This window comes from Roseomonas aeriglobus, assembly GCA_016937575.1.
Lineage (GTDB): Bacteria > Pseudomonadota > Alphaproteobacteria > Sphingomonadales > Sphingomonadaceae > Sphingomonas > Sphingomonas aerigloba.
Genome location: JAFHKN010000002.1, coordinates 1,742,716 through 1,762,998, shown reverse-complemented (window position 1 = coordinate 1,762,998; position 20,283 = coordinate 1,742,716). Strand labels below are relative to the sequence as shown.

Annotated in this window: 24 protein-coding genes; all 24 read left to right on the top strand. The window is 65.5% G+C overall.

Going from position 1 to position 20,283, the window contains the following annotated elements; translation table 11 throughout:
• Positions 1-23: 23 nt before the first annotated feature.
• The 24 genes from tkt (at position 24) to nuoI (ending at position 20,274) form a co-directional block, all read left to right on the top strand.
• A complete protein-coding gene (gene tkt / locus JW805_08870; GenBank protein ID MBN2972129.1) occupies positions 24-2,009 on the top strand; it encodes a transketolase in 1,986 nt (661 codons plus the stop codon).
• A 50-nt stretch (positions 2,010-2,059) separates the two neighbouring features.
• Positions 2,060-3,064 carry a type I glyceraldehyde-3-phosphate dehydrogenase gene (gene gap, locus JW805_08865; GenBank protein ID MBN2972128.1) on the top strand — a complete coding sequence of 335 codons (1,005 nt, stop codon included), beginning with the start codon at positions 2,060-2,062 and terminating at the stop codon, positions 3,062-3,064.
• 6 nt (positions 3,065-3,070) lie between these two features.
• Positions 3,071-3,523 carry an MOSC domain-containing protein gene (locus tag JW805_08860; GenBank protein ID MBN2972127.1) on the top strand — a complete coding sequence of 151 codons (453 nt, stop codon included), beginning with the start codon at positions 3,071-3,073 and terminating at the stop codon, positions 3,521-3,523.
• A complete protein-coding gene (locus JW805_08855) occupies positions 3,520-4,713 on the top strand; it encodes a phosphoglycerate kinase (GenBank protein MBN2972126.1) in 1,194 nt (397 codons plus the stop codon). Before JW805_08860 ends, JW805_08855 begins: the two co-directional genes overlap by 4 nt.
• A gap of 110 nt (positions 4,714-4,823) precedes the next feature.
• The gene (locus JW805_08850; protein MBN2972125.1) at positions 4,824-5,060 is read left to right on the top strand and encodes a CopG family transcriptional regulator; all 237 of its coding nucleotides are present in this window, start codon (positions 4,824-4,826) and stop codon (positions 5,058-5,060) included.
• Complete coding sequence (locus JW805_08845; GenBank protein MBN2972124.1) at positions 5,051-5,383, top strand: type II toxin-antitoxin system PemK/MazF family toxin; 333 nt, start codon at positions 5,051-5,053, stop codon at positions 5,381-5,383. Before JW805_08850 ends, JW805_08845 begins: the two co-directional genes overlap by 10 nt.
• A 30-nt stretch (positions 5,384-5,413) precedes the next feature.
• On the top strand, positions 5,414-6,319 hold the full coding sequence (locus JW805_08840; GenBank protein ID MBN2972123.1) for a fructose bisphosphate aldolase: 906 nt from the start codon (positions 5,414-5,416) through the stop codon (positions 6,317-6,319).
• 170 nt (positions 6,320-6,489) lie between these two features.
• Positions 6,490-6,828 (top strand): hypothetical protein, encoded by a 339-nt coding sequence (locus tag JW805_08835; GenBank protein ID MBN2972122.1) that lies wholly within the window; start codon positions 6,490-6,492, stop codon positions 6,826-6,828.
• Complete coding sequence (gene thiE, locus JW805_08830; protein MBN2972121.1) at positions 6,825-7,511, top strand: thiamine phosphate synthase; 687 nt, start codon at positions 6,825-6,827, stop codon at positions 7,509-7,511. Before JW805_08835 ends, thiE begins: the two co-directional genes overlap by 4 nt.
• Before the next feature lie 75 nt (positions 7,512-7,586).
• Complete coding sequence (locus tag JW805_08825; GenBank protein MBN2972120.1) at positions 7,587-8,618, top strand: murein L,D-transpeptidase; 1,032 nt, start codon at positions 7,587-7,589, stop codon at positions 8,616-8,618.
• Entirely contained in the window at positions 8,615-9,268 is a 654-nt protein-coding gene (locus JW805_08820; protein ID MBN2972119.1) for a M23 family metallopeptidase, read from the top strand. The genes JW805_08825 and JW805_08820 overlap by 4 nt, the downstream gene beginning before the upstream one ends.
• Before the next feature lie 63 nt (positions 9,269-9,331).
• Entirely contained in the window at positions 9,332-9,895 is a 564-nt protein-coding gene (efp, locus tag JW805_08815; protein ID MBN2972118.1) for an elongation factor P, read from the top strand.
• Between the two features lie 223 nt (positions 9,896-10,118).
• A complete protein-coding gene (locus tag JW805_08810) occupies positions 10,119-10,919 on the top strand; it encodes an inositol monophosphatase (GenBank protein MBN2972117.1) in 801 nt (266 codons plus the stop codon).
• A gap of 245 nt (positions 10,920-11,164) precedes the next feature.
• A complete protein-coding gene (locus JW805_08805) occupies positions 11,165-11,542 on the top strand; it encodes an NADH-quinone oxidoreductase subunit A (GenBank protein MBN2972116.1) in 378 nt (125 codons plus the stop codon).
• Positions 11,543-11,562: 20 nt separating this feature from the next.
• Entirely contained in the window at positions 11,563-12,120 is a 558-nt protein-coding gene (locus JW805_08800; protein ID MBN2972115.1) for an NADH-quinone oxidoreductase subunit B, read from the top strand.
• Positions 12,121-12,194: 74 nt separating this feature from the next.
• Entirely contained in the window at positions 12,195-12,953 is a 759-nt protein-coding gene (locus tag JW805_08795) for an NADH-quinone oxidoreductase subunit C (GenBank protein MBN2972114.1), read from the top strand.
• Positions 12,950-14,185, top strand: coding sequence for an NADH-quinone oxidoreductase subunit D (locus tag JW805_08790; GenBank protein MBN2972113.1), 1,236 nt, complete (start codon positions 12,950-12,952; stop codon positions 14,183-14,185). The genes JW805_08795 and JW805_08790 overlap by 4 nt, the downstream gene beginning before the upstream one ends.
• Positions 14,182-14,373: a hypothetical protein gene (locus JW805_08785; GenBank protein ID MBN2972112.1), complete on the top strand. Its 192-nt coding sequence runs from the start codon at positions 14,182-14,184 to the stop codon at positions 14,371-14,373. The genes JW805_08790 and JW805_08785 overlap by 4 nt, the downstream gene beginning before the upstream one ends.
• Positions 14,374-14,383: 10 nt before the next feature.
• Positions 14,384-15,040, top strand: coding sequence for an NAD(P)H-dependent oxidoreductase subunit E (locus JW805_08780; protein ID MBN2972111.1), 657 nt, complete (start codon positions 14,384-14,386; stop codon positions 15,038-15,040).
• A complete protein-coding gene (locus tag JW805_08775; protein ID MBN2972110.1) occupies positions 15,037-15,201 on the top strand; it encodes a hypothetical protein in 165 nt (54 codons plus the stop codon). Before JW805_08780 ends, JW805_08775 begins: the two co-directional genes overlap by 4 nt.
• Before the next feature lie 103 nt (positions 15,202-15,304).
• Complete coding sequence (gene nuoF / locus JW805_08770) at positions 15,305-16,609, top strand: NADH-quinone oxidoreductase subunit NuoF (protein MBN2972109.1); 1,305 nt, start codon at positions 15,305-15,307, stop codon at positions 16,607-16,609.
• A complete protein-coding gene (locus JW805_08765) occupies positions 16,609-18,615 on the top strand; it encodes an NADH-quinone oxidoreductase subunit G (protein ID MBN2972108.1) in 2,007 nt (668 codons plus the stop codon). The genes nuoF and JW805_08765 overlap by 1 nt, the downstream gene beginning before the upstream one ends.
• A gap of 124 nt (positions 18,616-18,739) precedes the next feature.
• Positions 18,740-19,792, top strand: a complete 1,053-nt coding sequence (gene nuoH, locus JW805_08760) for an NADH-quinone oxidoreductase subunit NuoH (GenBank protein MBN2972107.1) — start codon at positions 18,740-18,742, stop codon at positions 19,790-19,792.
• Positions 19,789-20,274: an NADH-quinone oxidoreductase subunit NuoI gene (gene nuoI, locus JW805_08755; GenBank protein ID MBN2972106.1), complete on the top strand. Its 486-nt coding sequence runs from the start codon at positions 19,789-19,791 to the stop codon at positions 20,272-20,274. Before nuoH ends, nuoI begins: the two co-directional genes overlap by 4 nt.
• Positions 20,275-20,283: the final 9 nt, after the last annotated feature.

Below are 20,283 nucleotides of genomic sequence, written 5' to 3'. Positions count from 1 at the left end.
TCATAATTTGCAAGGAACCCCGAATGGCTGTCTCCGACGCCCAGCTCGCCAACGCCATCCGGGCGCTGTCGATGGATGCGGTGGAGGCCGCAAACTCGGGCCACCCCGGCATGCCGATGGGCATGGCCGACGTCGCGACCGTCCTGTTCACGAAATATCTGAAGTACGATCCCACCGACCCGCACTGGGCGGACCGCGACCGCTTCGTGCTGTCGGCCGGCCATGGTTCGATGCTGATCTACAGCCTGCTGCACCTGACGGGCTATGCGCGGCCGACGATCGAGGACATCCGCAATTTCCGCCAGCTGGGCAGCCCGTGCGCCGGCCACCCGGAGAATTTCGAGTTGCCGGGCGTCGAATGCACCACCGGCCCGCTGGGGCAGGGCGTGGCGATGGCGGTCGGTATGGCGATTGCGGAGCGCCATCTGAACGCCGAATTCGGCGACGCGCTGGTCGATCACAGGACCTGGGTCATCGCGGGTGACGGCTGCCTGATGGAGGGCGTCAATCACGAAGCGATCGGCCTTGCCGGCCACCTAGGCCTCGGGCGCCTGATCGTGCTGTGGGACGACAACCGGATCACCATCGACGGGTCGACCGACCTGTCGACCAGCGAGGACATTGCGGCACGCTATCGCGCCACCGGCTGGCATGTCGTCGAATGCGACGGCCATGATACCGCCGATATCGCCCGTGCGTTCGACGAAGCGATTGCGGAGGAAGGCCGCCCGACGCTCGTGCGGTGCCGGACGATCATCGGCAAGGGCGCGCCGAACAAAGGCGGCAGCCATAAGGTTCACGGTTCCCCGCTGGGCGCCGACGAGGTTGCCGCGACCCGCGTAGCGCTGGTGTGGGAAAGCGAGCCGTTCGTCCTTCCCGACGAAATTCGTGATGCGTGGGCGGAGGCCGGCCGGGTTGCCGCGGTTCCTCACGCCGACTGGAAGCAGCGGCTGGCAAGTGCTGAAAATAGCGCGGATTTTACCGCACGTATGACCGGTGACTTCGATCTCGATGCGGTCGCCAGGGTCGCACTCGACGACATCGCGCGCGGCGGTGCAAAGGTCGCGACGCGCAAGTCGAGCGAACTGGTGCTCGAAAAGCTGACCGCCGCCTATCCGGCGCTCGTCGGCGGATCGGCCGACCTGACGCCGTCGAACAATACCCAGACGAAAGCGACCGCGACCGCGATGACCGCGAGCGACTATTCGGGCCGCTACGTCCATTACGGCATCCGCGAATTCGGCATGGCCGCGGCGATGAACGGCATGGCGCTGCACGGTGGCATCGTGCCCTATGGCGGCACCTTCCTGGTCTTCTCCGACTATGCCCGTCCGGCCATTCGCCTGGCGGCGCTCCAGCAGGCGCGATCGATCTTCGTGATGACGCACGATTCGATCGGTTTGGGCGAAGACGGCCCGACGCATCAGCCGATCGAGCATGTCACGTCTCTCCGCCTGATCCCCAATCTGGACGTCTGGCGGCCGTGCGATTCGGTTGAGACGGCGGAGGCCTGGGCCTGCGCGGTCGCGCGGAAGGACGGACCGTCGCTCCTCGCACTGACCCGCCAGAACCTGCGCCAAGTCCGTGAGGCGGGCGGAGAAAATCTTTCGGCGAAGGGCGGCTACCGCCTGCGTGCCGCGACTGCGGAGCGTAAGGTCATCCTGATCGCGACCGGTTCGGAAGTTGAGATCGCGCTCGACGTCGCCGACAAGCTGGAGGCCGATGGTATCGGCGCCGACGTGGTGTCGATGCCCTGCTGGTCGCGGTTCGACGCCCAGCCGGCCGCGTACCGCGACGAGGTGCTGCCGCCCGTGGCGCCGGAACAGCTGCTGCGCGTTTCGATCGAGGCCGGTACGACGATCGGGTGGGAACGCTATACGATGGTGCAGGGCCTGCGGTTCGGCATCGACCGATTCGGCGCGTCGGCGCCGGCCGACAAGCTGTACGACTATTTCGGCCTGACCGCCGACAAGATCGCGCCGCAAGTGAAGGCGGCTCTGGGCAAGTGATTTCCCCGTTCGCCCGACCAGGGCTCGAACGGACAACAGGAGGGAAAGAGATGACGAAGGTTGCGATCAACGGTTTCGGCCGCATCGGGCGTCTGGTGGCGCGGGCAATCCTCGAGCGTCCCGATTGCGGGCTCGAACTGGTCACGATCAACGACCTGGCCGACGCCAAGTCGAACGCCTGGCTGTTCAGCCGCGACAGCGTCCATGGCAAATATCCGGGCGAGGTCTCGGCCGAGGGCACCGACCTGGTCATCGACGGGAAGCGCATCAAGGTGACCGCCGAGCGCGACCCCGCCAACCTGCCGCACGGTGAAACCGGCGTCGATCTGGTGCTGGAATGCACGGGCTTCTTCACCGACCGCGAAAGCGCGCAGAAGCACATCGATGCAGGCGCCAAGAAGGTGCTGATCTCGGCGCCGGCCAAGGGTGTCGACCTGACCGTCGTCTACGGCGTCAACCACGGCAAGCTGGAGGCGGGGCACACGATCGTCTCCAACGCATCGTGCACCACCAACTGCCTGGCGCCGGTCGCCAAGGTGCTGAACGACGCAATCGGCATCGAGCGCGGTCTGATGACGACCGTTCACGCCTATACCAACGACCAGAAGATCCTCGACCAGATCCACCCGGATCTGCGTCGCGCGCGTGCCGCGGCCATGTCGATGATCCCGACCACCACGGGCGCTGCCCGCGCAGTCGGCGAAGTCCTGCCCGAGCTGAAGGGCAAGCTCGACGGTTCGGCGATCCGTGTGCCGGTGCCGGACGGCAGCCTCGTCGATCTGACGTTCACGCCTGCGCGCGACACGACCAAGGAAGAGGTCAACAGCCTGCTCAAGGCCGCCGCCGACGGCCCGATGAAGGGCGTGCTCTATTATTCGGACGAGCCGCTGGTTTCGATCGACATCGTCCACACGCCGGCATCGTCGACCGTCGACAGCCTGGAAACCGCGGTACTCGATGGCAAGCTGGTGCGCGTCGTCAGCTGGTACGACAATGAATGGGGCTTCTCCAATCGCATGGTGGACACCGCCTGCGCGATGGCAAAGCTCGGCTGACGCGCGATGGGCGTGCTTCTCGGCATCGCTCGCCACGCGCGCCCGAAGGCGCCGATGGAAGTGATCGAGCACGCCCGCGTTACTCCGGAAACCGGCATCGCCGGGGATTTCCGGGGCGCGATGAAGGGCAAGCCCTATAAGCGCCAGGTCACCCTCATCGAACGCGGCGACTGGGACGCGGCGATGGCGGAGGTCGGGCACAGCATCGGCTGGCAGGAACGCCGCGCGAACCTGCTGGTCGACGGGCTCGACCTGCCGCAGACGAAGGGTGTCCGCCTGCGCATCGGTGCGAACGTGGTGCTGGAAATTACGCGCGAAACCGATCCGTGCGAGCGGATGGAGGCGCTGGCCGACGGGCTGCGCGCGGCGCTGACACCTGACTGGCGCGGCGGGGCCTGCGCGATGGTGATTACCGGTGGCGAGATCGCCGTCGGCGACGAAATAAGGATCGAAGCATGACGCGACCCTTCAAGACCCTCGACGATATCGGTGACGTCCACGGCAAGCGCGTGTTGGTCCGCGAGGATCTGAACGTGCCCATGGCCGATGGCCGCGTCACCGACGACACGCGTCTGCGTGCGACGCTCGCGACCGTCACCGAGCTTTCGGACAAGGGTGCGATCGTATTGATCCTGGCCCATTTCGGCCGGCCCAAGGGGCAACGCAATCCCGAGATGAGCCTGTCGCTGGTCACCAGCGCCTATCAGGACGTGCTCGGGCGTTCGGTCCAGTTCGTCGATTGGGACGGCGCCCCGGAGGCGGTCGCGACGATGAACCCGGGCGACGTGGCGATCCTGGAGAATACCCGATTCTTCGCCGGTGAGGAGAAGAACGACGCCGAGATGGTCGATCGTATTGCGGCGCTCGGCGACCTGTACGTCAACGACGCTTTCTCCGCCGCGCACCGCGCGCATGCCTCGACCGAGGGCGTCGCGCGAAAGCTGCCCGCCTTCGCGGGCCGCGCGATGGAGGCTGAACTCGACGCGCTCGACAAGGCGCTGGGCAACCCCCAGCATCCGGTTGCCGCGGTCGTCGGCGGCGCCAAGGTTTCGACCAAGCTCGACGTGCTGAAGCAGATGGTCGGCAAGGTCGATCACCTCATCATCGGCGGCGGCATGGCCAACACGTTTCTGGCGGCGCGCGGCGTCGATGTCGGCAAGTCGCTGTGCGAGCACGACCTGACCGGGACTGCGGAGGAGATCCTCGACGCGGCGGATGCGGCCAATTGCACCGTCCACCTGCCGTATGACGTCGTCGTCGCCAAGGAATTCAAGGCCAACCCGCCGACGCGCACGGTCAACGTCCATGAAGTGGCCGCCGACGAAATGATCCTCGACATCGGCCCGGCGGCGACCGAGGCGCTGGCCGACGTTCTGAAGAATTGTCGCACGCTCGTGTGGAACGGACCGCTTGGCGCGTTCGAAACGCCGCCGTTCGACACCGCGACCGTCAGTCTCGCGCGGACGGCCGCGGCGCTGACGAAGGAGGGCGGCCTCGTCTCGGTCGCCGGGGGCGGGGATACGGTCGCGGCGCTGAACCAGGCCGGCGCGGCGGACGACTTTACCTTCGTCTCAACCGCTGGCGGCGCGTTCCTCGAGTGGATGGAAGGCAAGGACCTGCCCGGGGTAGCTGCGCTGACGCGCGGCTGATCATCGTCTTATCACAGTGAAAAGGCGCGGCTTTAGCCATGACCCCCTCTCGCCTTGAAGAGTCGACGGCAGCCTGCTACGTTTAACATGTTAAACACGTAGGTGCAGCGATGCTCGGTGTCCGGCTCGATGACGATCTCGAACGACGATTGACCGCCGTCGCGCGCTCGCAGGGGCGGTCTAAGAGTGACATCGCGCGCGATGCTGTCCGTCGCTATGTCGATCTTCACGATGAGGCCTATCGGTCGGAGGCGCGGCGTCAGTCATTGGCCGCCTCTCGGCGCGATGCCGAGCAGGCGCCTGATTTCTGGGAAGCCATTGATTGTGAGGACGGCGCGTGGAACTGATCCGCGGCGCCGTCGTGCTCGTGTCGGGCCCGGGCGAGGGCGACGATCGTCTGCGTCCCGGCGTCGTCGTCCAGTCCGATACCTTCAACGACACGCATAGCAGCATCACGCTCTGCCCAGTGACGACGCATGTCGGCGGCGAGCGGCTGTTTCGCGTGCCCGTCTCGCCGTCCCCTGAAAACGGCCTGCGGGCGCCGTCCGATATTCAGGTCGACCGCCTCCAGTCGATCCGCCGCGACCGGCTCGTCCGCGTCGTCGGCACGTTGTCCGCCACCCGCATGGAACAGGTCGATCAGGCCCTCCAGCGCTGGCTGGCTCTTTGATACCAGAACTATAATCAGTCGAGGAACCTCATGAATACGCAGGAAATGACCGCCAAGATCGCCGATGGTCAGGGCTTTATCGCCGCGCTCGACCAGTCGGGCGGGTCCACGCCCAAGGCGTTGAAGGGCTATGGCATCGAAGAGGGGGCCTGGGGGTCGGACGAGGAGATGTTCGGGCTCATCCACCAGATGCGCAGCCGCATCATCACCTCGCCCTGCTTTACCGGTGAAAAGGTTCTCGGCGCGATCCTGTTCGAGCGGACGATGGATGGCCAGGTCGACGGCAAGCCCGCACCGCAGGCGCTGATCGAGCGGGGTGTCGTGCCGTTCATCAAGATCGACAAGGGTCTGGAGGCCGAGGAGAACGGGGTGCAGCTGATGAAGCCGATGCCCGAGCTCGACGCGCTGCTTTCCCGCGCCAAGGGGCTGGGCGTGTTCGGCACCAAGGAGCGCTCGGTCATCAACCTCGCCAACGCAGAAGGCATCGCTTCGGTCGTGAAGCAGCAGTTCGAGGTCGCGCAGCAGGTGCTCGGCCACGGCCTGGTCCCGATCATCGAGCCGGAGGTCAACATCAAGAGCCCGGAGCGGTCGCAAGCCGATGCGATCCTGCGCGATGAACTCCTCAAGGCGCTCGACGCGATGCCGGGTGACGAAAAGGTCATGCTGAAGCTGTCGATTCCGGCGCAGGCCGGTCTGTTCGACCCGCTGGTCGACCACCCGCGCGTCCTGCGCGTCGTCGCGCTATCGGGCGGCTATGCGCGACCCGAGGCATGCGCCGAACTGGCAAAGAACCGCGGGATGATCGCGAGCTTCAGCCGTGCGCTGCTCGAAGACCTCCGCGCGCCGATGTCGGACGAGGACTTCGACGCGTCGTTGGGCGGTGCGATCGACGAGATCCACGCGGCGTCGACGAAGAAGGTGCCGGTCGAGGCATAATGGCGCCTGGCGCGATGTCCGATGAAGGAGAAGAGGTACAGCGCTTCTTCTACCATCGCGGCATCGCGCCGATGCTTTGGGCGCTCGTCAGCTAGTCTGTCAGAGAATTGAGCGTCGTCCATCTGCTTGTCGCGTTGGCTTGGAGCGGGATGGTAGCGCTTGTGCTGTCCATGGCGACGGTCGTAGGCGTGATCTGGCTGATCCGACTGCTAATCGTGATGCCGAAGCGCCCCGTGCTGCTTGATCGGCGCCATTTGGTCATGCGTGTCGGCACATTGCGACATGTCGATCTCCCCACCGAATCCATCGCTCGCGGGCATATGGAGGTCCCGATACGTATCTGGCGCGACAAGGCGGTTCTCGACTTGGCGCTGTTGACGCATCCCAACGGTGTCGTCGATTTGATCGGGCCATTGCCCGGTCGACCGGCAATCCGAGCCATAGCGCATCGGCTCGACGATCCGAGCGCTTTCGTCAGAGCGTTCGACGCGCTACGCACCCCCGCATGACCGACCCGAACGACGACCCGCTCGGCCCCCTCGACCCCGGTTTCGCGCAACGTTTCGTGCGGGACGAGCGGCGGGGTCCGTGTCAATTGTATCTCATCTCGCCGCTCGACGTGGGCGGCGGATTCGCCGATCGGCTCGCTCGCGCGCTCGATGCCGGCTCGGTCGCGGCCTTCCAGTTTCGGGTGAAGGACGTCGATCAACACACCGCCGCAAAGCTGGCCGAACCGCTCCAGAGGATCTGCGCCGACCGCGAGGTGGCCTTCATCGTCAACGACAGCGTCAGTCTGGCCAAGCGCCTGGGCGCGGACGGCGTGCATCTCGGCCAGTCGGACGGCGATGCGCGGGAGGCGCGCGACGTGCTCGGCCCGAACGCGCAGATCGGCGTGACCTGCCACGACAGCCGGCATCTCGCGATGGAGGCCGGGGAGGCGGGGGCGGATTATGTCGCGTTCGGCGCCTTCTACCCGACGACGACCAAGCAGACCCAGCACGTGCCCGATCCGTCGATCCTGTCGTGGTGGGGCGCGCTGTTCGAGATACCCTGCGTTGCGATCGGCGGGATTACGCCGGCGAACGCCGGACCGCTGATTGCCGCCGGCGCCGACTTCCTGGCGGTGTCGCATGCGGTGTGGGGCGGGGACGAGGCCGCGGCGGTGCGCGCCTTTGCCGACCTGCTCGGCTGATCGCCCCCGCCGGAAACCTCCGACCGCTTTTCTCGTTACGCCATTGGTAAGTGTGCGTAACGAAAGGGTTTGAGGATGCGGGATCGGGTGTTGCTGGCAGTGGCCGGCCTGGGATTGACGACACTGGCGGTCGGATCGCACGCACCGGCGGCGGACGCCCAGGCTCCATCGGCCGCAGCCGTCAAGCCGGTCGCCGTCGATCCCGGCGTGCTCCACGTCCAGGTGATTCTCGACGAGCTCGGCTTCGGCCCCGGCGTGCTCGACGGCAAGGGTGGCCAATCGCTGAAGGCGGCGCTGAAGGGTTTTCAGGAAAGCCGCGGCCTGAAGCAGACGGGGGAGGCGGACCAGGCGACGCTGCGCGCGCTCTATCCCCATCGCGCCTGGCGGCCGGTCAAGGCCGTCATACTGACGAATGAGATGCTGGCCGGTCCGTATATCGGCAGAATCTCCAAGGATTACAACGAACAGGCAAAGCTTCCTGCGCTCGGATATCATTCGCCGCTCGAGAAGCTGGCCGAGATGTTCCATACGACGCCGCAGACGCTGGTCGCGCTGAACAGCCCGGAGACGATGATGCGTGCGGGAACGCGGATCGTCGTGCCCAATGCGTTGCCGACGTCGCGCGATTATACGATCGACGACCCCAAATGGCGCGCGACGGCGACGATGCTGAATGTCGACGCCAAGCAGCCACAGGCCGATCATATCGTCGTCGACAAGTCCGACGGCGTGCTGCGCGTGATGGACAAGGACGACAAGTTGCTTGCCCAGTTCAGCGCCACCATGGGCTCTGCCGAATTCCCGTTACCGATCGGGACGTGGACGATCAAGGGGACGGCGTTCAACCCCGACTGGAAGTTCGATCCCGATCTGATCGCGGGCACCAAGCCCGGCGCCAAGGAAGCGGTCCTCCAGCCCGGACCGAATAACCCGGTCGGCGTCGTCTGGATGGACCTGTCGAAACCACATTATGGCATCCATGGCACACCCGAGCCGCAGAATATCGGTCGTACCGAAAGCAACGGCTGCATTCGTCTCACCAATTGGGATGCCGCACGCGTTGCACTGATGGTGAAGCCGGGTACGAAGGCGATCTTCCGCGCATGACGACGGCTCCGGCCCCGATGACCGCACCCGCGTCGCGCGGACGACGGGCGCGGCGGTTCGGACTGTATCTTGCAGCCTTTCTGGCGATGGGCCTGGCCGCGATCGCATCGATGGTCCGCTTCACCGGCCGGATCGAGCGGGTGGCGGCGCCACCCGCGCCGGTCCCCGCGGCCGGGCGCACGGACACGCCGCCGGTCGTCGCCCCGTCCGGCTTGGTCGTCCCGGTTCAGGGTGTGACCGCACGGCAGATCGTCGACACCTGGGGTCAAGCGCGCGATGGCGGCGCGCGACCCCATCTGGGGACCGACATCATGGCGCCGGGGGGCACGCCGGTGCTGGCGGCAGCGGCGGGGACGGTGGAGAAGATTTTCGACAGCGGGGCAGGGGGGCATACCCTCTACATCCGCTCGCGCGACGGCCGATGGAGCTATTATTACGCCCATCTCGCGGCCTATGCCGCCGAGATGCGTGAGGGGCTGGCGGTGCGGGCGGGGCAGCACATCGGCTTCGTCGGCGATACGGGCAATGCCGGGGCCGGCAACTATCACCTGCATTTCGGCCTGTCGCGGATGGCGCCGGGTGAGCGCTGGTATGGCGGCACTCCGGTCAATCCCTACCCGCTGCTTGCCGGATCGGCGCCCACGCGGTAAGGGCGGCGCCCTCGGACGCGGCAAACCCCGCGCTCCCGGCTCTTTCCAACAGGTCGAGAACCCATGAAGATCAGCGGCGTGGACATCCGTCCCGGCAACATCATCGAATACGAAGGCGGCATCTGGCGCGCGGTCAAGATCCAGCACACCCAGCCCGGCAAGGGCGGGGCGTATATGCAGGTCGAGCTGAAGAACCTGCGTGACGGCCGCAAGAACAACGTCCGCTTCCGGTCGGCCGAAACGGTCGAGCGCGTCCGCCTGGACACCAAGGATTTCCAGTTCCTGTTCGCGGAAGGGGACAATCTGGTCTTCATGGACAAGGAAACCTACGACCAGACGACCCTGCCGCGCGACCTGCTCGGTGACGCGGCGGCCTTCCTGCAGGACGGGATGGACGTGGTCATGGAACTCTATGACGAGGAAGCCATCTCGGTGCAGCTGCCCGACACGATCGAAGCGACGATCGTCGAGGCCGACGCGGTGGTGAAGGGCCAGACGGCCTCGTCGAGCTACAAGCCGGCGGTACTCGACAATGGCGTGCGCGTGATGGTGCCGCCGCATATCACGAGCGGCACGAAGATCGTGGTCGACGTGTACGAGCAGGCGTACGTCCGTCGCGCGGATTGAGACGAAATAGCGACGCTATCTCGCACGATCCGCCGACCGGCAGGCGGGCCTGGCCCGGCCGACGGCGCAGGTTTCACCTGTCGTGCTGATTGATCGATAGCCCTCTCCCTTTGGGAGAGGGTCGGGGGAGGGCAGTTATCGATCTGCCCTGACCTCACCCTCCCACCGCCTGTCGGCGGCGGGCCCCTCCCTCTCCCCTAGGGAGAGGGGCAAAGGAAGATATATGGTTTCGCATTCCGGCCTCATCACCGTCATGGAGCGCGCCGTCCGCAAGGCAGCGCCGCGCCTGCGTCGCGACTTCGGCGAGGTCCAGAACCTCCAGGTCAGTCGCAAGGGGCCGGCCGATTTCGTGTCGATGGCCGACAAGCGCGCCGAAGAGACGATCGTCGAGGAACTGCGCAAGGCGCGGCCGGACTGGGGCATGTTGCTGGAAGAGGGCGGCGAGATCCCGGGTGATCCGTCGAAGCCGCGGTGGATCGTCGATCCGCTGGATGGCACCAGCAACTTCCTGCACGGCATTCCGCATTTCGCCATCTCGATCGCGGTCGACGATCCGGTCGGCGGCATCACCCATGGCATGGTCTATCAGCCGCTGACCGATGAAGGCTTCTGGGCCGAGAAGGGCCGCGGGGCCTGGGTCCAGGGCAACCGCCTGCGCGTGTCGTCGCGCCGGGAACTCGCCGACTCGCTGGTTGCAACGGGCATCCCGTTCCTCGGCCACGGCGACTTCGTCCAGTGGAGCCGGATTTTCGGTGCGGTCGCTCCGGAAGTCGCGGGCATCCGCCGCTTCGGGTCGGCTGCACTCGATCTCGCCTGGGTCGCGGCGGGACGGTACGACGCGTTTTGGGAAAGCGGACTGAAGCCGTGGGACGTTGCGGCAGGCTGGTTGCTGGTCAAGGAAGCGGGCGGCTTCGTCACCGACTTCCGTGGCACGGACCGGGCCGTGGAAAAAGGCGAAGTGCTGGCGGCGAACGACCAGCTTCATTCCCGCCTGCACAAACTGGTGGCGGGGGCGCTCAGGTAACGCGAAAATCCTCCCCGGAACGGGGAGGGGGACCGCGCCGCGCCAGCGGCGGGGTGGAGGGGGCTATCCGCGGGCGACCAGCTTGCGGCGCACCCCCTCCACCACGCTGCGCGTGGTCCCCCTCCCCATGAATGGGGAGGATTGCAGGGCCTTTTGCGATTCATTCTCACCGCGCAAACCCTTGCCCCCCGGACCCCCGGGGTCTAGAGCCCGCGGCATCCTTTTGTTCGCATCTGCGAGAGCGCATTTTGGTCGATCTGTCGCAATATCTGCCGATCCTGATGTTCCTTGGGATCGCGCTCGTCCTGTCGGGGGCGTTCGTCGTCCTGCCGATGATCGCGGCGCGCTTCACGGGCGCGCATAAACCGACGCCGGAAAAGCTGACCGAATATGAATGCGGCTTCCCCGCGTTCGAGGATTCGCGCAGTCAGTTCGACGTGCGCTTCTATCTCGTCGCGATCCTGTTCATCATCTTCGACCTCGAAGCTGCCTTCATCTACCCCTGGGCGGTCACGGTGTTCGATCTGGGGTGGGTCGCCTGGACGTCGATGATGGTCTTCATCGCCGAACTGGCGCTCGGCCTTGTCTATGCGTGGAAGAAGGGGGCGTTGGACTGGGAATGAGCCAGACACCTCAGAATATCATGGGCGCGTCGCAGCAGGGCAGCATTTCGCTGGATCAGGCGCCGGCGCCGGGCACGATGCCCGATCAGTCGTTCTTCAACGACCTGAACGGCGAGCTCAACGACAAGGGCTTTTTGGTCACCTCGACCGAAGAGCTGTTTCAGTGGGCGCGCACCGGCTCGCTGTGGTGGATGACCTTCGGCCTCGCGTGCTGCGCGGTCGAGATGATCCACGTCAACATGCCCCGTTACGACCTCGAACGCTTCGGCGCCGCGCCGCGCGCGTCCCCGCGCCAGTCGGACGTGATGATCGTCGCGGGCACGTTGTGCAACAAAATGGCCCCGGCGCTGCGTCGCGTCTACGACCAGATGTCGGAGCCGAAGTACGTGATCTCGATGGGCAGCTGCGCCAATGGCGGCGGCTATTACCATTATTCGTACAGCGTCGTGCGTGGTTGCGACCGCGTGGTACCGGTCGACGTCTATGTGCCCGGCTGCCCGCCGACGGCGGAGGCCCTGCTCTACGGCATCATGCAGCTCCAGCGAAAGATCCGCCGGGTCGGGACGGTGGAACGGTGAGGGCGCCGGCCCCCCTCTACACCCCGGGCCTGAACCCGGGCGTGATCGAGCTTGCGACGTCGACGCTGGGCGACATGCTGGTCGAGGCAACCGATCTGGTCGGCGAGGTTTCGCTGACGATCGATCGCGCGCAAATCGTGCCTGCGATGACTCTGTTACGCGACACGCCGGGTCTCGAGTATCAGCAGCTGATGGAGATCGCCGGCGTCGACTATCCGTCGCGGCCCGAGCGGTTCGACGTCGTCTATTGCCTGCTGTCGCTCACCCGCAACCACCGCATTCGCGTCCGCGTGACGACCGATGAGGTGCAGCCGGTGCCGTCGGTCACGGGCATCTGGCCGGTCGCGGGCTGGCTCGAACGCGAAGTCTACGACATGTACGGCGTGCTGTTCTCCGGCAACCCGGACCTGCGCCGAATCCTGACCGATTACGGCTTCCGCGGCCACCCGCAGCGCAAGGACTTCCCGCTCTCGGGCTTCGTCGAGCTGCGCTATTCGGAAGAAGCGAAGCGCGTCGTCTACCAGCCGGTTGCGCTTGCGCAGGACTTCCGGAATTTCGACTTCATGAGCCCATGGGAAGGCGCGGAATACGTCTTGCCGGGCGATGAGAAGGGGGTTCAGCCTCAGGCCAAGGGCGCGCCGTCGCCGGTGACCGCCGACCAGCTGCAGAAGGCCGATGCCGCAGCGTCGGAGGTGGAGAAGGCGAAGACCGCCGAGCCAAAGACGACCGATGCTCCGGAACAGACCGGCGCCGGCAAGCCGCACCCGCATTCCGGCCCGACGCCGGCCGACCCCGATGTCGTGCCCGGCAAGGGCAAGGGGCAGAACCAATGAACGAGTATATCGACGAGATCGAAGGTCGTACCGACGCGGGTGATCCGACGCCGGGCGACGTCGAAATCCAGAATTATACGATCAACTTCGGTCCCCAGCACCCGGCTGCGCACGGCGTGCTGCGGCTGGTCATGGAACTCGATGGCGAGATCATCGAACGCATCGATCCGCACGTCGGCCTGCTGCATCGCGGCACCGAAAAACTGATCGAATACAAGACGTACCAGCAGGCGCTGCCGTATTTCGACCGGCTCGATTACTGCTCGCCGATGTGCATGGAGCACAGCTATGTGCTGGCGGTCGAGAAGCTGCTCGACCTCGAAGTGCCGCTGCGTGCCCAGTATATCCGCGTGCTGTGCGCCGAACTGACGCGCATCAAGAACCACATGCTCAACCTCGGGTCGCACGTCATGGACGTCGGCGCGATGACGCCGAACCTGTGGCTGTTCGAAATCCGCGAAGACTGCATGAACTTCTACGAGCGCTTCTCGGGCGCTCGCATGCACGCGAACTACTTCCGCGTCGGCGGCGTCCATCAGGACGTGCCGCTCAAGCTGCTCGCCGACCTGGCCGACTGGCTCGACGATCGCCTGCCCAAGCTGTTCGAAGATGCGATTAGCCTGGTCGCGGAGAACCGCATCTTCAAGCAACGCAACGTCGACATCGCCGTCGTCAGCCGCGACGACGCGATCAAGTGGGGCTTCTCGGGCCCCATGATCCGCGCCGCCGGCATCCCGTGGGACCTGCGCAAGTCGCAGCCCTATGACGTGTACGACCGGATGGAATTCGACGTGCCCGTCGGAACCCGCGGCGACTGCTACGATCGGTTCATGGTCCGCGTCGAAGAGGTCCGCCAGTCGGCCCGCATCATGAAGCAGTGCCTGGCGCAGATGCCCGAAGGCCCGATCATGACCACCGATCGCAAGGTCGGCCCGCCCAAGCGCGGCGAGATGAAGCGGTCGATGGAAGCGCTGATCCATCACTTCAAGCTGTATACCGAGGGCTTTCACGTGCCCGCCGGCGAAGTCTATGTCGCGACCGAAAGCCCCAAGGGTGAATTCGGCGTCTATCTGGTCAGCGACGGCACCAACAAGCCGTATCGCTGCAAGATCCGCCCGACCGCGTTCAGCCACCTCCAGGCGATGGACTTCATGTCGAAGGGCCACATGCTCGCGGACACGACCGCCATCCTTGGTGCGATCGACGTCGTGTTTGGGGAGTGCGACCGGTGACGCTTGCCGCGACTCAGCTTGTATGGCTGTCGGGCGTAGCCGTCTTGGCGGCTACGTTGCTCGCCGATGTGTTTGGGCTCTTTCAGGTTCCGTTCGCCCTCTGGGGCGGCCTGACGGGTCTGCTTGTTATTAGCGGCCGGTTGATGCCGTCGCTGCGTGAACTTCAGAAGGCTGACAGCCGTGGCTGACGCACCCCAGATCCCCGACGAAGCGGAAGTCCGCGCCCGCTGGGGCGGCTTTGCCTGGACGGACGAGAATCAGAAAAAGGCGAACGAGATCATCGGTCGCTATCCGGCCGGCCGCCAGCAATCCGCGTCGATCCCGCTGCTCGACCTCGCCCAGCGCCAGGTTGGGGCGGAGACGAGCACGCAAGGGTGGCTGCCGATCCCGGTGATCGAGTTCGTCGCGCGCCAGATCGGCGTCGCCTACATCCGCGTGCTGGAGGTCGCGACCTTCTATACGATGTTCAACCTCGCCCCTGTCGGCAAATTCCACGTCCAGGTGTGCGGCACGACGCCGTGCATGCTGCGCGGGTCGGACGACGTGATGGCGGCGTGCAAGAACATGGGGCTGAACAAGGGCAAGACGACACCCGACGGCCTGTTCACGCTGACCGAGGTCGAGTGCATGGGCAATTGCGCGTCGGCGCCGATGGTCCAGATCAACGACGACAATTACGAAGATCTCGATTACGACCGCACCACCGCGCTGCTCCAGGCGCTGGCCGCCGGCGAAACGCCGAAGACCGGTACGCAGGAGCCAGGGCGCCACACGGTGGAGCCGCTGGGCGGGCCGACCACGCTGACCGCGATGGTCACCGAGAACCACGACTACCGCCCGGAGTGGTCGGCATGAGCAAGAACACGCTCGTCACCATCCTGGCGGTCATCGGCGCCATCGTCGTCCTGGGCTGGGTCCTGAAGCTCAGCTTCAAGCTGCTCGGCGTGCTGATCGGCGCGGCGATCGTCGTCGCAATCCTCGCCGGCGGCCAGAAGCTGCTCGGAGGCCGCAAGTGAACCCCGCCTATATCGCGATCTTCGCGTCTTTCATCGCCGTGTTCATGAGCTTCATTGCGATCTACGCCGCTACCCAGGCCAAGAAGAAGAAGGGCGAAGGCTGATGCTCGCCGACAAGGACCGCATCTTCACCAACCTCTACGGCTATCAGCCGTGGAACATCGACGCGGCAATGGCCCGCGGCGCGTGGGACAATACCAAGGCGCTGCTGGAGCTCGGCCAGGATACGATCATCGATCGGATCAAGGCGTCGGGCCTGCGCGGTCGTGGCGGTGCGGGGTTCCCGACCGGCATGAAATGGTCGTTCATGCCCAAGGAGCCGCGGCCCGATCGTCCGAGCTTCCTGGTCATCAACGCCGACGAATCCGAACCCGGGTCGTGCAAGGATCGCGAGATCATCCGCCACGATCCGCACCTGCTGATCGAAGGCGCGCTGGTCGCGGGCTTCGCGATGCGCGCGCGCGCGGCCTATATCTACATCCGCGGCGAATATATCCGCGAGGCGGAAACGCTGTTCGCCGCCGTCGCGGAGGCCTATGACCGCGGCTTCCTGGGCAAGAACGCGTGCAAGTCGGGCTACGATTTCGACGTGTTCGTCCACCGCGGTGCGGGCGCCTACATCTGCGGCGAAGAGACCGCGATGATCGAGAGCCTGGAGGGCAAGAAGGGCCAGCCGCGCCTGAAGCCGCCGTTCCCGGCCGGCGCAGGCCTCTATGGCTGCCCGACGACGGTCAACAACGTCGAATCGATTGCGGTCGCCCCGACCATCCTGCGCCGCGGCCCCGAATGGTTCGCGAGTTTCGGCGCAGAGAACAACAAGGGCACCAAGCTTTTCCAGATCAGCGGCCATGTGGAAAAGCCCTGCGTGGTCGAGGAAGCGATGAGCATCCCGTTCCGCGAACTGATCGAGAAGCATTGCGGCGGCATCCGCGGCGGATGGGACAATCTGCTCGCCGTCATCCCCGGCGGCTCGTCGGTTCCGCTGGTGCCGGCGGCGCAGATCATGGACTGCCCGATGGATTTCGACGGGCTGAAGGCGCTGGGCTCGGGCCTCGGCACCGCGGCGGTCATCGTCATGGACAAGTCGACCGACATCGTCCGCGCGATCAGCCGCCTGTCCTACTTCTACAAGCACGAGAGCTGCGGCCAGTGCACGCCATGTCGCGAAGGCACTGGCTGGATGTGGCGCGTGATGGAACGGCTGCGCACCGGCGACGCCGACATCAGCGAGATCGACACGCTGCACCAGGTCACGAAGCAGGTCGAAGGCCACACCATCTGCGCGCTGGGCGACGCGGCGGCCTGGCCGATCCAGGGCCTGATCCGTCACTTCCGTCCGGAAATCGAACGCCGGATCATCGAACGGCAGGGTGGGGGTTTCTCGCCCATGCAAGAGGCTGCCGAATAATGCCCAAGGTTAAAGTCGACGGGATCGAAGTCGAGGTCCCCGCCGGTGCCACGGTGCTCCAGGCCTGTGAGGCTGCTGGGAAGGAAATTCCGCGCTTCTGCTATCACGAGCGCCTCAGCATCGCCGGCAACTGCCGCATGTGCCTGGTCGAGGTGAAGCCCGGACCGCCGAAACCGCAGGCGTCGTGCGCGCTGCCGGCCGCCGACAATCAGGAAATCCGCACCGATTCACCCATGGTGAAGGCGGCGCGCGAGGGGGTGATGGAGTTTCTGCTCATCAACCACCCGCTCGATTGCCCGATCTGCGACCAGGGCGGCGAGTGCGACCTGCAGGACCAGTCGGTCGCCTATGGCCGCGGCCATTCCCGCTACACCGAGAACAAGCGGGCGGTGACCGAGAAGTATATGGGTCCGATCGTGAAGACGGTCATGACCCGCTGCATCCAGTGCACTCGCTGCGTGCGCTTCGCCGAGGAAGTGGCGGGCGTCGAGGATATCGGCGCGCTGTATCGCGGCGAGAACATGCAGATCACGTCTTACCTCGAGGGCGCCGTCCAGTCGGAGCTGTCGGGCAACGTCGTCGATCTGTGCCCGGTGGGCGCGCTCACGTCGAAGCCCTATGCGTTCGAGGCGCGGCCATGGGAGCTGCGCAAGACGCTGGCGATCGACGTGATGGATGCGGTCGGCACCAACATCCGGCTCGACAGCCGCGGCCGCCAAGTGCTGCGCGCGCTTCCGCGGATCAACGAGGACGTCAACGAGGAATGGGCGCATGACAAGACGCGCCACCACGTCGACGGCCTGATCCGCCGTCGCCTCGACAAGCCCTATGTCCGCCGTGACGGCAAGCTCGTCGCTGCGAGCTGGGACGAGGCGTTCGAGGCGATCGCTGCGGCTGCCAAGGTGGCCGGGAGCAGCGTGGCGGCCGTGCACGGCGACATGCTGGATTGCGAGACGATCTTTGCGACCAAGACATTGCTGTCGTCGCTGGGCTCGGACCTGATCGAGGGCCGGCAGACGGGCGCCAAATACGACACGTCGAGCCTGGCCGCAGTCAACTTCAACTCGACGATCGCCGGTGTCGAACAGGCCGATGCGATCCTGCTGGTCGGCACCAACGTCCGTTGGGAAGCGGCGCTGGTCAACACCCGCATCCGCAAGGCGATCAAGAAGGGCGCGAAGGTCTTCGCGATCGGGCCGGAGACGGACCTGACCTACTCGGTCGAATGGCTCGGTAACGACCTGTCGCTGCTCGGCAAGCTGCCCGAGGCGGTGACCAAGGCGTTCGCGGACGCCAAGTTCCCTATGGTGATCGTCGGCGGGGCGCCGCTGAACACCGCGCAGGGCGCGACGCTGGCGCTGGTCGACACGCTCGGTCTCGTGAAGGATGGCTGGAACGGCTACAACGTTCTCCACTTCTCGGCCTCGCGGATGGGCAGCCTGATGCTCGGCGTCGGCCGCGCAGGCGGTGTCGCCGATCTGATCGATGCAAAGCCCAAGCTCGTGTTCTTCATGGGTGCGGACGAAGTGAACCACGCGGCGTTCGAGGGTGCGTTCAAGGTGTTCGTCGGCCATCACGGCGACGCGGGTGCGCATCATGCCGACGTCATCCTGCCGGCGGCGACCTATGCCGAAAAGCCCGGCACTTACGTCAACATCGAGGGCCGTGTGCAGCGTGGCGACCGTGCCGTGTTCCCGCCGGGCGATGCCCGCGAGGACTGGACGATACTGCGCGCGCTGAGCGAACGTCTGGGCACGCCGCTGCCGTTCGACACGTTCGAGGAACTGCGCGCGAAGATGTACGCCGCGGTTCCGGCGCTGGCGGAGGAGGGGCTCGCCCGCTTCGACTGGAGCGTGCCGTCGCTGCCGACCGCCTCCTCGGGCGAAGTCGCCTATACGGTGAAGGATTTCTACCTGACCAACAGCATCTGCCGGGCGAGCCCGACGATGCAGCGGTGTTCGGCCGAAATCCTGCACGGGGAAGAGTTTGCGGAGGCGGCGGAGTGATGCGCTCGAACCCCTCCACCGTCATCCCCGCGAAGGCGGGGATCAATTCTGGCTACTGCGTCGGTTCCTTCCATGACCTGCGCCAATTTACCCCCGCCTCCGCGGGGGTGACGGAAAAGGCCCGATGACCGCTTTCTTCCAAGACCTCGGGCTGCCCTACGCCGGCGCCTGGACGCTCGCGACGCTGATCGGCATCCTCGTGATCGCGCTGCCGCTGATGCTGGCGGTTGCGATGATCATCTATGCCGATCGCAAGATCTGGGCGGCGATGGCGCTGCGCCGGGGGCCGAACGTCGTCGGGCCGTTCGGCCTGCTCCAGTCGTTCGCCGACGGTCTGAAGGTCTTCCTGCAGGAAACCATCATCCCGTCGTCGGCCAACCGCGGGCTGTTCCTGCTGGCGCCGATCATCACCTTCACGGTCGCGCTGATTGTGTGGGCGGTGGTGCCGTTCTCGCCCGGCGTCGTCGTTGCGAACATCAACGTCGGGTTGCTCTACGTACTCGCGGCCTCGTCGATCGGCGTGTACGGCATCATCATCGCGGGCTGGGCGTCGAACTCGAAATATCCGTTCTTCTCGGCACTGCGCGCCGCGGCACAGATGGTCAGTTACGAAGTCGCGATCGGCTTCATCCTGATCTCGGTCGTGATGTGGGCGGGCAGCTTCAACCTGTCGACGATCGTGACCGAACAGACCGGGCATATCTTCGGCCTGCTGAACGGCTTCGGGTTCAACCCGCTGCTGTTCCCGATGGCGGTGACCTTCCTGATCTCGTCGATGGCGGAAACGCAGCGCGCGCCGTTCGACCTGACCGAGGCGGAGTCGGAGCTCGTCGCGGGGTATCAGACCGAATATTCGTCGATGAGCTTCGCGCTCTTCTGGTTGGGAGAATATGCCAACGTCATCCTGATGTGCGCGCTGAACGCCATCCTGTTCTGGGGTGGCTGGCTGCCGCCGGTCGACTGGGCACCGCTTTACTATGTCCCGGGCATCATCTGGCTGTTCGCCAAGATCCTGTTCTTCTTCTTCGTATTCAGCTGGGTGAAGGCGACGGTCCCGCGCTATCGCTACGACCAGCTGATGCGCCTGGGCTGGAAGGTGTTCCTGCCGCTCAGCCTGTTCTTCGTGTTCCTCGTCTCGGGGTATCTGATGTTTGCTCGTGTGGGAGCGCCGCTGTGAGCCTCGCCCAAGTCGTCCGATCGTTCACTTTGTGGGAGTTCATCGGCGCCCACGCCAAGACGCTGAAGTACTTCTTCAAGCCGAAGGCGACGATCAACTATCCGTTCGAGAAGAACCCGATTTCGCCGCGCTTCCGGGGCGAGCACGCGCTGCGTCGCTACCCGAACGGCGAGGAACGCTGCATCGCGTGCAAGCTGTGCGAAGCGGTGTGCCCGGCGCTGGCGATCACGATCGAGGCCGAACCGCGCGACGACGGCAGCCGCCGGACGACGCGCTACGACATCGACATGACGAAGTGCATCTACTGCGGCCTGTGCCAGGAGGCCTGCCCGGTCGACGCCATCGTCGAGGGTCCGAACTTCGAATTCTCGACCGAGACGCGCGAAGAGCTGATCTACGACAAGGCCAAGCTGCTGGCGAACGGCGACCGCTGGGAACGCACGCTTGCGGCCAACCTTGCCGCCGATGCGCCGTACCGGTAAGCGCGCCAT

Coding starts and splice junctions, on each gene's coding strand:
- tkt (MBN2972129.1), top strand. CDS start 24: ATGGCTGTCTCCGACGCCCAGCTCGCCAACGCCATCCGGGCGCTGTCG.
- gap (MBN2972128.1), top strand. CDS start 2,060: ATGACGAAGGTTGCGATCAACGGTTTCGGCCGCATCGGGCGTCTGGTG.
- JW805_08860 (MBN2972127.1), top strand. CDS start 3,071: ATGGGCGTGCTTCTCGGCATCGCTCGCCACGCGCGCCCGAAGGCGCCG.
- JW805_08855 (MBN2972126.1), top strand. CDS start 3,520: ATGACGCGACCCTTCAAGACCCTCGACGATATCGGTGACGTCCACGGC.
- JW805_08850 (MBN2972125.1), top strand. CDS start 4,824: ATGCTCGGTGTCCGGCTCGATGACGATCTCGAACGACGATTGACCGCC.
- JW805_08840 (MBN2972123.1), top strand. CDS start 5,414: ATGAATACGCAGGAAATGACCGCCAAGATCGCCGATGGTCAGGGCTTT.
- JW805_08835 (MBN2972122.1), top strand. CDS start 6,490: ATGGCGACGGTCGTAGGCGTGATCTGGCTGATCCGACTGCTAATCGTG.
- thiE (MBN2972121.1), top strand. CDS start 6,825: ATGACCGACCCGAACGACGACCCGCTCGGCCCCCTCGACCCCGGTTTC.
- JW805_08825 (MBN2972120.1), top strand. CDS start 7,587: ATGCGGGATCGGGTGTTGCTGGCAGTGGCCGGCCTGGGATTGACGACA.
- JW805_08820 (MBN2972119.1), top strand. CDS start 8,615: ATGACGACGGCTCCGGCCCCGATGACCGCACCCGCGTCGCGCGGACGA.
- efp (MBN2972118.1), top strand. CDS start 9,332: ATGAAGATCAGCGGCGTGGACATCCGTCCCGGCAACATCATCGAATAC.
- JW805_08810 (MBN2972117.1), top strand. CDS start 10,119: ATGGTTTCGCATTCCGGCCTCATCACCGTCATGGAGCGCGCCGTCCGC.
- JW805_08800 (MBN2972115.1), top strand. CDS start 11,563: ATGGGCGCGTCGCAGCAGGGCAGCATTTCGCTGGATCAGGCGCCGGCG.
- JW805_08795 (MBN2972114.1), top strand. CDS start 12,195: ATGCTGGTCGAGGCAACCGATCTGGTCGGCGAGGTTTCGCTGACGATC.
- JW805_08790 (MBN2972113.1), top strand. CDS start 12,950: ATGAACGAGTATATCGACGAGATCGAAGGTCGTACCGACGCGGGTGAT.
- JW805_08775 (MBN2972110.1), top strand. CDS start 15,037: ATGAGCAAGAACACGCTCGTCACCATCCTGGCGGTCATCGGCGCCATC.
- nuoF (MBN2972109.1), top strand. CDS start 15,305: ATGCTCGCCGACAAGGACCGCATCTTCACCAACCTCTACGGCTATCAG.
- JW805_08765 (MBN2972108.1), top strand. CDS start 16,609: ATGCCCAAGGTTAAAGTCGACGGGATCGAAGTCGAGGTCCCCGCCGGT.
- nuoH (MBN2972107.1), top strand. CDS start 18,740: ATGACCGCTTTCTTCCAAGACCTCGGGCTGCCCTACGCCGGCGCCTGG.